We start from the raw sequence: 14,676 nt of genomic DNA, 5'->3' as shown, positions 1-14,676 counted from the left end.
TACTTTCCGCTATTTCTAACTTCATTGAACACTTTTGCTGCTTCTGAATATTTATTTTGCCATAGAAGTGCTTTTCCAAGCATGGTTTGAGCTACTTGCTTAGTTACACGCCAAACACTATTATCATATGCGTCCTGTTTTTCGGCAAGATATCCAGAATTGATTGCATCATTCAAATCCTGTTCTACAAGTGCCCACAGTTCTTCTTTAGAAGCTTTAGGCATCTGATACTCATCAGGAGTTAGTTCGTGATCTACAAGTGGAACTTCTCCCCACATTGAGATTAGATCGAAATAGGCAAATGCACGGAAGAACTTTGCCTCAGCATGAGCTCTTTTCTTTACATCGGTGTCAGGTTCTATATGACCTAAAATTACATTTGCCTTATATATCAAACTGTAATAACTTTCCCAAACACCACGTATGAAACTTTGGTCAGAACCAAATGAGAACTCATTGCAACCTTCTAATTCAGCATTGTCATTTCGACCTCCACCTCCTGCCCAGACATCGTCAGACAGAGCATTTTTAAGCATGGTATAGTTGTAATATGTACCTTTTAATTCGATGTATAGTGCATTAGAAGCTGCTTCAGCATGCTCATCAGTTTGGTAATAAAAAGAATAGTCCAGAACACCTTTTTGCGGAATATCAAGTCTGCTTTCGCACGAAGTATTGCTTAGCGCAACCAAACCAACTATTAATAATAATAAATATTTATTTTTCATGTTGTTTAATAATTAATTTTAACTGAAATGAATAATTAGAAAGTAACTGCTAAGCCTACAACTACTTTTTTAGAATTAGGATAACTACCTTTATCCACTCCAAGTGCACTGCCAACTCCTGTTACTTCCGGGTCGAAACCTGGGTAATCAGTAAATGTGAAGTAATCTTCGAGTGAACCATAAATTCGTAAATTATCAATAGATATTTTACTCAAAAGATTTCTTGGTATTGAATAACCCAACTGTATCTGTTTAATTTTAAAGAATGAGCCATCAAATACTGAACCCGATGATGTCATAAACTTAGTAAAATCTGTTGCATACGCTCTAGGAGTAGTACCATTAGGATTATTTCTAGTCCATCTGTTTTCTGTAAAATAAGTAAGTTGATTCAAGTTATAGTCGACACGATTTAGACCCATATAAATATCATTACCATGTGAACCAGTTCCGAACACTATTAAGTCAAAATTTTTCCATCCGGCAGTTAATGTAATACCGTATGTTAAGTCGGCAATACCTTTTCCAATTTCTGTTTTATCATTATCAGTAATAGCACCGTCTCCGTCCTGATCTGCAAAAATAGGTTCACCAGTTTCCTTGTCAACACCAGTAAACTCATATCCATAAAAGTACCATGCAGGTTTTCCAACCTCAAAACGGGTTATAGCTCCATAAGTAACTAAAGATGTTCCATCAATTGCAGCCAGTGACTCATGTATATAGGTAACTTTGTTTTTAAGGGTTGATATATTACCTCTTACTCCATAAGAGAAATCGCCAATTCTATCTTGCCAGCCTAATTCAAGTTCAATACCTTTATTAGTAATGTTACCTGCGTTTACAGGAGAAAAAGTATTACCAACAACTGTAGAAGCTTTAATTCCTGATACAATTAAGTCTTTGGTTTCTTTATTGAAATAATCGGCAGTTAATGAGAGTCGATTATTCAAGAAACGAGCATCAATACCGATATTGGTTTGTTCTGATGTTTCCCATTTTAACTGTTCATTACCAGTAGCAGAGGGGGCATAACCATTTACATAGTAGAAATCATTATTATTACCTATAGCAATATGACCGGTTGAACCAACAGATACGTTCCAGCGGTAACCTCCTAGTGATGCAGTTGATCCATTCTGACCCCAACTGGCACGCAGTTTTAAATGAGTCATAAAATCATTTGATCCCTTGATAAAGTCTTCCTCTGAAATTACCCATCCAAAAGAAGCTGCAGGGAAATAGCCCCAACGCTTTTGTTTTGGTAATACAGAAAGGTCAGCAGCATCTGCACGTAAAGAAAACTGTGCAAGATATTTGTTCTTATAATCATAGTTCAAACGACCAAAATAGGCTAGCTTGCGTGAGAAATTTTCTTCTCCACCTGAAATATCCTTTGCAGCATCTGAAGTTGCATAAGCGAAGTACCAGAATAGGGGATCATCCTGAAGGAATCCAATATTTTGATCGTCGCCACGTTTATTTCCGCTTACTCCAAAACTACGACTCTCACTAAATGATGTACCTAACATCAGAGTTGTATTATGATCTCCAAATTTACGATCATAGTTCATAAAGTTTTCCCACTGCCAGTATGTTGGACTATAATCTGATGCGTTTACCTGTATATAATCCTGCTTTGCAGTACCATGATAATAATAGTCATGGCTCACTCCGTATGAAGAAGATGATGATAATCGATATCCAAGTCTTGAAGTGATAGTCAATGGTTTTATAGGGTTAAAGTTTAAATATGTAGTACCATTGATATTAAAACCTCTGTTTTTAGTAAATGAGCGATCACGCATAGCAAGAGGATTTATAGCTTCAGCATTACCTGTGAATGCTGATATACCATAAAGATTGCCTTTTCCATCCCCTAACATATTTGGATGTTGAGCATAAGTATCTGCCATATGTTGAGGTAAATTGCTTATTGGATATAAAGGTTTTGTAAGAGGATCAAGTTGTAGCACTGATAAAAGTAAACTTCCATATTCATTACCTTCAGCTACAGATTGAACTTTATAGTGTTCTATTTGATTGTTTGTTACTACTTCTAACCATGGTTTGATTTTCCAACTGGCATTAATCATACCGGTGAGTCTGTTATAAGTATCACTGTTACCAACCACCATTCCATCATTATCCAGACTTGACAATGATAAATAAAGTGCACCACTTTCATTACCACCCTGGAATGTTAGGTTGTGTCTCATCATTGAACTATTTTCAAAAGCCACATCTGTCCAATCTGTATTTGTAACTCCATCCCAGTTCAAATTAAATGCACCTTCGGCAATTTTACCTGCTTCAATGAAATAGTCTTTATACTGCTGAGAGTTCATAACTTCAGGTATTCTGCCTAAACTTTGAGAAGTATGCTGAAGATTATAAGTTATTTTGCCACTTCCTTTTCCTCTTTTAGTAGTGATTAAAACAACTCCATTACCCGCAGCAGCTCCATAAATTGCTGCTGAGGCACCATCTTTTAATACCTCCATTGACTCAATATCATTTGGATCTATTCCTCCGATGTCGCTTGCAATTCTACCATCTATTACGTAAAGTGGTTCACTTGACCCATTTGAGCTGATACCACGAATTCTAACAGAAGGTGAAGCACCCGGACGAGCAGTTGAACTCAAAACCTGAACACCGGCAGTCTTTCCCTGAAGTGCCATCTCAGGACGAGCTATTGTTCTTGCTTCCAAATCCTCTGATTTTACTGAAGATACGGCACCGGTGAGTGAACTTTTTCTTTGAACACCGTAACCAATAACAACAACTTCATCCAATGCTTGCATATCTTCATCCATAGTTACATTGAGAGTATTGGCGCTTACAGTTTTTTCCTGGGTTATATAACCAATATAAGAAAAAACTAATGTAGCACCTTGTCTTACTGATATTTGATAATTTCCATCAATATCTGTAATTGTTCCATTAGTAGTACCTTTCTCCAGTACACTTACACCAATCATTGGTTCATTCTGAATATCCACAACTTTGCCGCTTACTTGTACAATGTTTTGTGCAAATAACAGGGGCACAGCAACCATTAAGGATAAAACTGACAAAATCAGTCGTTTAATTGAGTCTTTCTTGTTCATCTTCTTCTGTTTAGATAGTTAAATAGATTAATTTTTTTTATAGTCCACGAATAGGGAAAAGACGGACTATATCCAACAAATCCTTATCATGTCCTTTTTTCAATTCACATTCATTATCGAAAATCATTAAAGATTCATTATTAAGGTTATATGGCTCCCAATGAGGCAAGCCTTCGGTGTTAGGATCACCGGTTTTTGCAAAATTGATCCATGCTGAACTCATAATATTTCCAAGATCTATTGCCTCAGATCCTCCGCCAGTCATATTTCCATGAAGCGTCACATTATTAAATACAAAAGGTAGCTCCAAACAATGCATACTTCTGAGAATTCCGTCCAGCACTGGGGATTCCCAAGTGAAAAGATATGTATATACTGGAGCGTTACTAAATGATGACATTATATTACTGAATTCAACTACACTGGGTCTGAAAATAAAGTCGACGTCAAATAAATCTTTAGGGGTATAGTTTGGATAGGCCTTTTTGAAAGCTTCAATATATTCATTAACTCTGTTTCCATATTTGACCTTCAATTTCTCTATAGCCTGTTCTTGTGTGATATTTCGTATTGAAGGGTTGTATGTACTGGTACAAAACTCATGAAGTGTTGTGCCAACTAAAATTGGAATATTTTTACTCTGCTTAGGTGGAGTGGGGTAGAATAACTTAGATGGCAGAATATTTCCATCAATAGTGGGTGCCCAACCAAAAATAAATGTTTTAAATCCTTCTTTATCTGCCTCGACTTTAACCTCGGCAACTGCCTTTTCACCGGCTTCAAGAAGCTGCTGGTAAGGAATATTCTGGATCTTATCAATATCTGAAGAATTTAAGCCAAGCTCCCGGACAACAGCTGTACCGATTCTCCTGGACCATTTTGACTCCATTGTATTCAACATCGCTCCACTCTGAATGATAGCTTTGTGAAATAAGCCTTCTGCAGAAGGTGTTGCTAATAGTGTTGAAACTTTACCTCCTCCTCCTGATTGACCAAATATTGTAACATTAGATGGATCACCTCCAAATGAAGAGATGTTCTTATTTATCCATTCAAGTGCAGCAACTATATCAAGTATTCCAACATTACCTGATTCTTTATATTTCTCTCCATAAGCAGACAGATCAAGAAAACCGAGCACATTTAATCGATGATTTAATGAGACAACTACAATATCACCCTTACGTGAAAGATTTGTTCCATCATAAGAGGGCAGTTCGTGTCCGGAACCGGCTGAATAACCCCCTCCATGCAACCATACCATAACCGGCCTTTTTTGATTGCCGTTAATGCCAGGTGTCCAGATGTTTAATCGTAGGCAATCTTCATCCTGGTAACCATCATTCCAGTCAAAAGCAAATGCTTGTTCATCACTGTACCAGCCCATTCGTTTGCCCTGTGGTGATGTTGGACCATATGAGCGACTACTTCTAACGCCATCCCATTTTGTAACTTTTGTTGGAGGCATAAATCTTTCTGCTTCTGCATAAGGAATACCTTTATATATGTATATCCCATTTTCAATATACCCTGCCACCTTTCCGTACTCAGTGTTAGCGGTTGTAGCTTGTAAAGAAGTAGTAATTTCACTTTGATTCTCACATAATGATTCAGCCGTTTTACTATTTCGACAACTTGAAAATATAATTATGGAGGTAATAAATAATGGTATAGAATAAAATCGCATATTATATCATGGCTTAAATGTTTATGCAAATCTATAATATCATATAAAACTATGTTTTCAGAACTGTTTAATAAATTTTCATATTTGTAGAATAGGGTTTTATGGATTGTCCAAATGTTTTCATATTTGTTTAATTTGGCTTTTAATAACCTTTTTGAAATTCCTTAATCTTATAAAGCATATTGAAATTTCCCATATATTCCCTATATTTGAGTCATGTAGTTGAATATTATAAAGACCATGAAGTTCTATGATAAATATCATCCTTATCATTTTAATTCTTTTTATTACATCATGTAATGCACCTGTAGACTTTGAAAATCCTGTTAAGGAGCAAACTCCAGTTATTGCGAATGATATTTCGAATCAGAAAATTACTGCGTTTGCAGAGGATGAACATGGACATATTTGGATAGGTACATTTAGGGGGTTAAATAAATATGATGGCAATGAATTCTATCAATTTTTCAGTACAGATGATTCTCTGGATTTAGCTGATAATAATATTACAGACTTGATCTTGGATTCTAAAAAAAGACTTTGGATAGCAACTGTTAATGGGGTTAGTAGGTATACAGAACAAGATAATTTCAAAAGAATTCCGATTAGAAACAGCAATCAGAATGGACATCAGTTAATTGAAACAAGAGATGGTAGAATTTTGCTTAACTTCTCATATATGCTAGGTGTTTATAATCCGGAAAATGAGAGTTTTGATAGATTTGAACCTTTCGATTTCAATAAAATACCTCTATTCGTTTTTATAGACGCAAGTAATGATATGTGGACTATATGCGAAAGAACAATTTACAGATATAATTCATTTACATTTGATATTAAAGATTCTGTAAACATAGACTTCAGTGTAATTACATCTTATCTATGGGGGAATAATGAATTATGGATTGCCGGAGATGATAATATTGCTGTTTTTGATACTCGTACGTGCAGATATATTAGTACACCTCAATGTATAGCAAATCATGATCTACTTATGCAAAGCACTGTGAAAAAGATTTATTCTTTAAACTCCAATTCTTTGCTTTTTGTTTCTGAAAATAATGGCTCTTTTGTATACAACAGAGGTGGTCAAACACTGTATCATCAGGATGAGAGCGGTTTCCCATTTGTGGGAACTGAAAACAGTATTAGCACTATTTTCGTTGATACTCAACAAAATATTTGGTTGGGAACAGAGGATCAAGGCTTTTTAGTGCACTCCAGTTATAAGAACAGATTTAATAATGACAACTTTTTGAATGAGTATTTTCGTGGTAAACCAATATTGTCTGTGTCTGAAGATGATAAACGTAATATGTGGCTCTTAACATCCAAAGGAGAGTTATATATTTATAATCTAGAAAATAAGAAAATTGAAAATTTAAATGTTTCACAGTTACTATATAAAAGCATTCCACAGAATAACATTAAAGAGGTTTTGGTTAGCACATTGTTTATTGATAATGAAGGCAATCTGTGGTTAGGCTCAAAAGAAAATGGTAAGGTTTGGAAATGTATACTAACTGAAGATAAACTCAGACTAGTTTCTGATTATGATGTTTTTGGGCCGAATGTGTTTACACAAGATAATAATGGAACGATATGGCTTAGTACTACCTCAGAGTATGTTTATTCTTTAAAAAAAGGAGATTCTGATTTTGAACCACTCCAGATATATACGCCATTCTTTAATTTTGTTTCAGGATTCATAACACTTAGAAATGGCAAGATTATGGCTTCTCCTTTTTACCACAGACCTAAAATGATTGACCCTGATAGAAGAACTGTAGAGGAAATTATTTTTGATGAAGCACAATGGGAAAATTCTATTCCTCGCTCGGTACTTATAACCAATGTTCTTTTTGAAGATAGCAGAGGTGAGGTTTGGATAGGAACTAAAACGAATGGTCTGCTAAGATTTTTACCGGAAGATGGATATCTTGAACCTATTAGTGGTGCACCATGTATGGATATAGTATCAATAGAAGAAGATTTACATGGTAATTTATGGGTTGGAACTGAATATGGGTTAGGGAAATATGACCGTGATTTAAAGCTATTTACAAATTACTACGCTTCTTCCGGTATTGGAGGGAATCAGTTTATAGAACGTGCATCTTACCTTCTATCAAATGGTACACTTGTGTTTGGGGGAACGCATGGACTTACTTTTTTCAATCCAATCGATGTCCCGGAGAAACAAACTCTACCTTTATTATTTGAAAATTTAAAAGTTCACAATCAGATAATAAGACCTCAAGATAAAGGAAGTAGTATAGATAAACATCTTTCATATAAACCTGATATTAGATTAAGATATTTTGAGAATGGATTCAGTATTTCATTTGCTGCATTGGATTATAGTGAATATGATCGTGTAAAATACTATTATATGCTTGAAGGTTTTGATAATTATTGGGTTGATGCAAATAATAACCGTGAAGCATATTATGCCAATCTGCCCTCAGGTAAATATAAATTCTCAGTTAGAATTACTGATAATGATCAAAGTATAGTTGAAACGCAAGAATCCATTAATATTATTGTAGAGCCTAAACCATGGTTAACATGGTGGGCGAAATGTATATATCTTATTTTGATTAGTGGACTAGTATATTTAATACTAAGAGGATTGTGGCATATCCGTAAAGAAAGAGAATTGGCATATTTGGCTGAGATGCAAAAACAGCAAGAGCAGAAAACAAACGAAATGAATATGCGTTTCTTTACTAATATTTCACATGAATTCAGAACTCCTTTAACGATGATTTCTGGTCCAATCTCTCAATTAGCAGAAAGCAAGGATGTTCCACATAATGAGAAAGAGCTTATTGAAATAATTAAAAGAAGTGTTGTACGTATGCTGCAATTAATAAACCAACTTATGGATTTCAATAAGCTTGAAAATGACACTTTAAAGCTGAGAGTAAAAAAAGAAGATGTTACAGAGTTATTAAAGAGAATTATAGATATTTTTTGTATTAATGCGAAAAACAAAGGAATTGAGTTTAAAATACAAGGACTTGAGGATCGATTTGAAATGTGGATTGATGAAGATAAACTTGATAAAATTGTAAGTAATTTGCTTTCTAATGCTATTAAATTTACACCTCAAGGTGGAATAATATCAGTAGAAATTGATATTATAAGTGAACATGATGCATCCAGAATTTTTAATCTAGAACCAGATAAAAGATCATCTAAATATTTTAAACTTACTATTACAGATAGTGGGAAAGGAATCCCTGAAGGTGAAGAGGAAAAGATATTTAATCGCTTCTATAAAGCAGGAGATTCTGATGTGGATAATTATTATGGTACAGGAATAGGATTGTATCATGCACTTAGTTTGGCTAAATTACATCATGGATATCTTAAAGCCAACAATAAGAAAGGTAATTCAGGTGCCGTTTTTACTTTATTACTACCTATTAATGATGATTTATACAGTTCAAGTGAGCGTATTGTTTCAGAAGATTTGGAAACTGAAAACTATCAGCTAAATGCAAAAAATGAATTTAATTATGATGAACCAGATTATTCTAAAAATCTAAAATCTATTGTAGTAGTTGAGGATGATTCTGAATTGGCTAACTTTATTCGAGTTGTACTTTCCCCTTTTTATAATGTGATTTGTTTTTACGATGCAGTTAATGCACTTGAGTACATGTTAGAAGATACTCCTGACTTGGTTATTTCAGATATAGTTATGCCGGAAAAAGATGGTTATAGTTTGTGTAAAGATATAAAAGATAATCTACAGCTTAGCCACATTCCAGTAATACTTTTGACAGCTAAATCTACATTACAAGACAAGGTAAAAGGGTTAGATACAGGAGCTGATGCTTATATAACTAAACCATTCGAACCACCATATCTGTTAGCGCTAATTAAATCTCAATTATCAAATCGAGAGAAAGTACAGATGATTCTTTCTGCAACTACAAAAGCTGAAGAAATAGATAATGACATCCTTTCTCCTCAGGATAATATCTTTATGAAAGAGCTTTATGACCTGATGGAATCAGAGATTTCCAATTCTGAACTTGATATAATAAAACTTACAGACATGATGAAAATATCAAGATCTAAATTTTATTATAAAGTAAAGGGACTTACCGGTGAAACACCGGCAGTTTTCTTCAGATCATATAAACTGAATAGGGCTGCGGAACTTTTAAAAGAGGGAAAGTATAATATCTCTGAGGTTGCAGATTTAACCGGATTTACATCCCTCTCTCATTTTTCTACCAGTTTTAAGAAGCAGTTTGGAATATCGCCAAGTGATTATAAATAGTAATTTTAAAGAGCATTAATATTTGTATCCAGCCATTCTAGTCGTTTCTCAACGAAGTATATCAGATATTCCACTTCTTTGTCATAAGAACCTCTAATAATACTTGTATTCCATTCAGGTTTCGTTATACTCCAGCCAGCTCCATATGGTTTGGGGCTGAAATTTCTATCTTGTGATTCATCTAGTAATTTTGCATGCTCTCTAATAAAATCTGGAATCTTGTTTAATTCAGGTTTCAACTCGTTCCATCGATTTTTAAGTTCACTAACAAACTGAGGATCTTCGAATAAGCGATCAAACCATGGTGATTGTGTCTTAATATACCATCCATCCCATTCTCTGGAAAGAGCTCCTTGTTCCCAAGTAATATGATCCGCATTACCAAAGGCAAGATCAAAGTCCCATACTAGAGGGAATTCTATTTTTCCTTTATTTCGTAATGCCATATAACAGCTACCACGCAAATTACCATCTACATTTTTAGATAACTCCTGGACTATATAGTAGTTAATAAATGATGGCACATCGATATATTTCCTGTAACCTTCAACAGGGTCAGTAAAATTTTCTGAGTATAAAACCTCCTCTGCAGTATTAAAAAAGTCCCTAACGTAATCAAATTGATTGGTTGTGGGTTCTTCAGGATCTTTAAACATGATAGGTAGTTTATTCCTATCTGTTTTGAATTTATATGGTTCATCGAAATGGAAGTCAAGCTCCAAGAAATAATCACCTGTTAATGCATCTCCAGAACTATCCTCAGGTGAAACTATATCCATATCTAATCTTTCGTCTGATATTCTCACATGTTCTGTAAGTGTATATACTCCACGATATGTGCCATTCATATAATAATCAACGCTTAGAGACTTCGGTGTCCAAGATAATTCTGCTATTTTAGAAATCTCGAAAGCGGTTATATTTCGTAATAGTGTTTTATCATAGTAATTTGCAAGTAGAGCCCAGTTTTTGTCATTACTCATACCTAGGAGAGAACTTTTTTCTTCCAGTTTTATTCTAAATGGTTTCTTAGGAACACCGTACCATGTTGAATTGCCTCTTCCCTTCATTTCTCCTTTAGCAATGAAATCTGTATTAGTGGTATAGTAGTTGTCAGAATCTAAAACACGTAATGTTATGTTTTTATAATTCTCTTTTTCGTCATCACTATATTCTTGATTACCCTCTACATTTACATAAACCTTTGGCAATCGTGGTGGTTTATTTGTTGCAGTAACAGTGTATTCAGTAATTTCACCATTACTACCAATTACCTTGTAGATAAGTTTTTGGCTAAAATCGTTTGAAGTTATATCGCTTATTTGCTCTATATTATTTACCTCAACCTTAATTCCAACGTAATTAAATGATACTACCAGATTATTGAGTGAGACTCTGTAAGGTACAGATAACTTAATTGTATTATCTGATATTTCTCCTACGACAACTTCATCTAAACTGCTATTGAATTCTGGTTGTAAAGTAAAAGAGTTTATAGTGGCTTCTTGTGTATTTTCCCCTGAATCATTGCAGGATGTTATTACTGATAATAGTAATATAAGTAGATAAAGAAGATTCTTTGTTTTAATTAAACTCATAAGGTTATTCTTTTAAGATCAAAATAAATTTCCACAAAGATAATCCATTTTTTTTCACTTAACAATTTAAATGATTTATATTAACAAACTCATGGATATTTGTGAGTGCAATAGTGTAATTTTGATTACAGCGATTTGAACAGTATCTTTGTACCGTTTAAACAAAATAATTATGACACAAACTCCTAAATGTATTAAATGTCAAAGTTCAGTAACTTATTTCGATGGTTCACTATTTCACTGTACTGAATGCTTTCATGAATGGACACAGGAAGATATGGAAGCAGCCGAAAAGTTTGATAAGGTAGTTGATAGTAATGGTAACGAACTATTTGATGGTGATGATGTTACAGTAATTAAAGACCTTAAGGTAAAGGGCTCGTCAATGGTAGTAAAAAGAGGTACCCGTGCACGTGGTATTAGATTATCATCTGATGATCCAACTCACGTTCAGGCAAAAGTTGATGGTCAAACAATATTTTTAAAGACCGAGTTTTTAAAGAAATAGTTTTTTTAAAAGACCTATTCCACATCGATTTTATATTGATAGTTCTGAATATGACCAGTCCTAAATAACCGTTACAGTTTTTTACAACACTAGTTATTTTTTATCCACAAGTTTGAAGGTTAACCTTCAAACTTGTGGATTTCTTTTTTACAGGTGCATATTTTAATATGGCTCTGTCCAGGCATTTCGTGTTTTATTTCAACATCAATACATTCAGAGTACCAGTTTCAAGACTTTACAACTTTAATAATCAAGATCAATAGTTTATAAGTTTATTCTATTGGATACATGAACATGTATTCATATATATTTGTATTTTTGCATTGAATTTATTGATAGTTATACTATAAATTTCTGTGAATCTAACAAACAACACTAAAAGTATTTAAATGGAAAAAATTATTATTGTAGGAGGTGTGGCAGCAGGAGCTACTGCTGCAGCAAAGGTGCGTCGTCTTTCATCTACTGCAGCAATTACTATGTTTGAAGCAGGCAATGATATTTCATTTGCCAATTGTGGACTTCCATATTATATAGGTGGAGATATAAAAAGTCGATCAAAATTGATTCTGCAGAGTCCCGAAAGTTTCAAAGAGCAATATAAAGTGGATGTACATGTGAATACTCGTGTAACCAATATTGACAGGTATAATAAAAATGTTACCACGTTGAACATTAGAACAGGCGAAATCAATTACTTTAAATATGATAAATTGCTATTGGCACAAGGAGGACGACCAGTTATACCAAATATTGAAGGGGCTAATCTAGATCATGTTTTTACTTTGTGGACGCTCAATGACATGGATAATATTCATCGACACATTGAAGAAAGAGCACCCAAAAATGCAGTTGTTGTTGGTGGTGGATTCATTGGTCTTGAGATGGTTGAAGCGTTAGTAAAACGAGGTTTAAATGTACACTTGGTTGAAATGATGCCACACGTTATGTCGGTGATGGATGCGGAGACTGCAGGATTTATTGAGCATGAAATGCTTTCATACGGAGTGAATATTCATACAGGAAAGGGTGTTACAGCAATATCATCAAAATCGGTAAAACTAAATGATGGTACTATTATTAATGCCGATATGGTGCTGATGTCGATTGGTGTACGCCCAACCCTGCAACTTGCAAAAGAAGCGGGACTCGATATTGGTAAATCGGGAGGACTGCTGGTGAACGAATATTTGCAAACTTCAGATGAGCATATTTATGCAGCAGGTGATATGATAGAAGTAGAGAACAGAGTTTCAGGCAGGATGGTTAGGATTCCACTTGCGGGACCTGCAAATCGTCAGGGAAGAATTGCTGCTGAGAATATGTTGGGGGGAAAGCATGATTACATAGGCGCAATGGGAACGTCGATACTGCGTGTTTTTGAGGCAGTTGCAGGTATTACGGGACTTTCTCTTAAACAAGCTCGCGCACTTGGTCTTCCTGCAGATTCAGTGGTGATACATAAAGAACATCACACTTCATATTATCCAGGGGCAGAGAATGTCTCGGTTATGTTAATTTATAACAGTGAAACAGGAGAAGTGCTGGGCGGTCAAACTGCTGGTTATAAGGGCGCCGATCGTCGTCTGGATGTAATTGCAACGGCTATCGCTGGTAATCTTACAATTCATGATTTGGCAGATATCGATTATGCGTATTCTCCTCCATTGGGTACAGCAAACGATGCTATAAATATGGCTGCATTCGTGGCTGAAAATAATAAGAGCAGATATAGTTCGTCGATTACCGTTGGTGAACTCGATCAGTGGATAGTTGATCATAATCCTATTGTGATTGATGTTCGTGATGTATTCGAGTTTAAAAAAGGGAATATTAGTGGTGCATATAATGTGCCTTTAGAAATGTTGTACAACGATCTTAAGGCTATTCCTAAAGAATCATGTGTTTTGGTATATGATGAAACTGGTAAAAAGGGACACCAAGCTTTACGAATACTCAAGAGTATGGGCGTAGAGGATGTTTACAATATTTCAGGTGGATTTATATCATTGCAGAGACAGGCGTATGCGGTTGGCTTCCAAAATATACATGTTAATCTGCCTGAGCTCGAAAATAAAAAGATCAATGAAGGTAAAGGTGAAAAAGTTGCCGATAATATAAAAGAGACATCAATATCGGCTAATTTAAATACACCACTTGTGATTGATGTTCGCACTCCAGTTGAGTTTATGGGTGGGGCTTACCCAAATGCTATTAATATTTCGTTAGATGAATTAGAAAGAAGGGTAAATGAACTAGGTGATAAAGATCGTGAGATTACCCTATATTGTGCATCAGGTGCCCGATCTGCATATGCACAACAAATGCTAATACAAATGGGCTTTACTAATGTAGAAAATGGTGGAGGATTAATGAATATGATGAGAAGAAAGTAAAATGAAATAAAAAAGCCCTTAAAAAATATTATTTTTAAGGGCTTGAATATTGATGTGGAGAATATCGGAGTCGAACCGATGACCTTTTGACTGCCAGTCAAACGCTCTAGCCAGCTGAGCTAATCCCCCAATTTATAACTTATTGATTCAATAATTAACTTCATCATCTCAACAAGGCGGTGCAAAGATAGAGAATTTATGTATATTTGCAATTCAATTGTTGCATAAATTAAATAAAAAAACTCCTTTAGATGATTGTTTTCAACACAACTTTCCATATAGATGAAACTCTTCAAGATGAATTTATAGAATATATTCTTCAGGAGTTTATACCAATGTCAACAAAAAG

The 14,676-nt window shown here is 34.6% G+C and carries 8 protein-coding genes and 1 tRNA gene; 4 read left to right on the top strand and 5 right to left on the bottom strand.

From position 1 onward, the window contains the following. The 3 genes from PHO43_RS09115 to PHO43_RS09105 form a co-directional block, all read right to left on the bottom strand. The coding region (locus tag PHO43_RS09115; protein ID WP_288012012.1) for a RagB/SusD family nutrient uptake outer membrane protein at positions 1-728 on the bottom strand (728 nt) is incomplete at its 3' end. Between the two features lie 35 nt (positions 729-763). After that, positions 764-3,841, bottom strand: a complete 3,078-nt coding sequence (locus PHO43_RS09110; protein ID WP_045089472.1) for a SusC/RagA family TonB-linked outer membrane protein — start codon at positions 3,839-3,841, stop codon at positions 764-766. Between the two features lie 37 nt (positions 3,842-3,878). Beyond that, positions 3,879-5,528 carry a carboxylesterase/lipase family protein gene (locus PHO43_RS09105; RefSeq protein ID WP_288012010.1) on the bottom strand — a complete coding sequence of 550 codons (1,650 nt, stop codon included), beginning with the start codon at positions 5,526-5,528 and terminating at the stop codon, positions 3,879-3,881. 250 nt (positions 5,529-5,778) lie between these two features. On the opposite strand from PHO43_RS09105, the gene PHO43_RS09100 reads away from it, so the two are divergent. Further along, positions 5,779-9,825, top strand: coding sequence for a hybrid sensor histidine kinase/response regulator transcription factor (locus PHO43_RS09100; protein WP_288012008.1), 4,047 nt, complete (start codon positions 5,779-5,781; stop codon positions 9,823-9,825). Between the two features lie 5 nt (positions 9,826-9,830). Here PHO43_RS09100 and PHO43_RS09095 read toward each other — a convergent pair whose 3' ends face one another. Further along, a complete protein-coding gene (locus tag PHO43_RS09095) occupies positions 9,831-11,423 on the bottom strand; it encodes a CotH kinase family protein (protein WP_288012006.1) in 1,593 nt (530 codons plus the stop codon). A gap of 172 nt (positions 11,424-11,595) precedes the next feature. On the opposite strand from PHO43_RS09095, the gene PHO43_RS09090 reads away from it, so the two are divergent. Both PHO43_RS09090 and PHO43_RS09085 read left to right on the top strand, forming a co-directional pair. Beyond that, entirely contained in the window at positions 11,596-11,931 is a 336-nt protein-coding gene (locus PHO43_RS09090) for a zinc ribbon domain-containing protein YjdM (RefSeq protein ID WP_053826420.1), read from the top strand. Positions 11,932-12,320: 389 nt separating this feature from the next. Continuing rightward, positions 12,321-14,327: an FAD-dependent oxidoreductase gene (locus tag PHO43_RS09085; protein ID WP_288012003.1), complete on the top strand. Its 2,007-nt coding sequence runs from the start codon at positions 12,321-12,323 to the stop codon at positions 14,325-14,327. Between the two features lie 55 nt (positions 14,328-14,382). Here PHO43_RS09085 and PHO43_RS09080 read toward each other — a convergent pair. Beyond that, positions 14,383-14,456, bottom strand: a tRNA-Ala gene (locus tag PHO43_RS09080). Between the two features lie 122 nt (positions 14,457-14,578). Here PHO43_RS09080 and PHO43_RS09815 point away from each other — a divergent pair. Beyond that, positions 14,579-14,676, top strand: a 98-nt coding sequence (locus PHO43_RS09815) for a DUF4286 family protein (RefSeq protein ID WP_353738330.1), incomplete at its 3' end; no start/stop codon positions are given.

Source organism: Lascolabacillus sp. (assembly GCF_028696275.1).
In the GTDB taxonomy this organism is placed as follows: domain Bacteria; phylum Bacteroidota; class Bacteroidia; order Bacteroidales; family Dysgonomonadaceae; genus Proteiniphilum; species Proteiniphilum massiliensis.
The sequence above is the reverse complement of the archived record's forward strand: the minus strand, read 5'-3'. Positions and strand labels throughout refer to the sequence as shown.

Excerpts from the sequence above, each read along its gene's own strand:
- PHO43_RS09090 (WP_053826420.1), top strand. The coding sequence starts at position 11,596 with ATGACACAAACTCCTAAATGTATTAAATGTCAAAGTTCAGTAACTTAT.
- PHO43_RS09105 (WP_288012010.1), bottom strand. The coding sequence starts at position 5,528 with ATGCGATTTTATTCTATACCATTATTTATTACCTCCATAATTATATTT.
- PHO43_RS09085 (WP_288012003.1), top strand. The coding sequence starts at position 12,321 with ATGGAAAAAATTATTATTGTAGGAGGTGTGGCAGCAGGAGCTACTGCT.
- PHO43_RS09110 (WP_045089472.1), bottom strand. The coding sequence starts at position 3,841 with ATGAACAAGAAAGACTCAATTAAACGACTGATTTTGTCAGTTTTATCC.
- PHO43_RS09100 (WP_288012008.1), top strand. The coding sequence starts at position 5,779 with ATGATAAATATCATCCTTATCATTTTAATTCTTTTTATTACATCATGT.
- PHO43_RS09095 (WP_288012006.1), bottom strand. The coding sequence starts at position 11,423 with ATGAGTTTAATTAAAACAAAGAATCTTCTTTATCTACTTATATTACTA.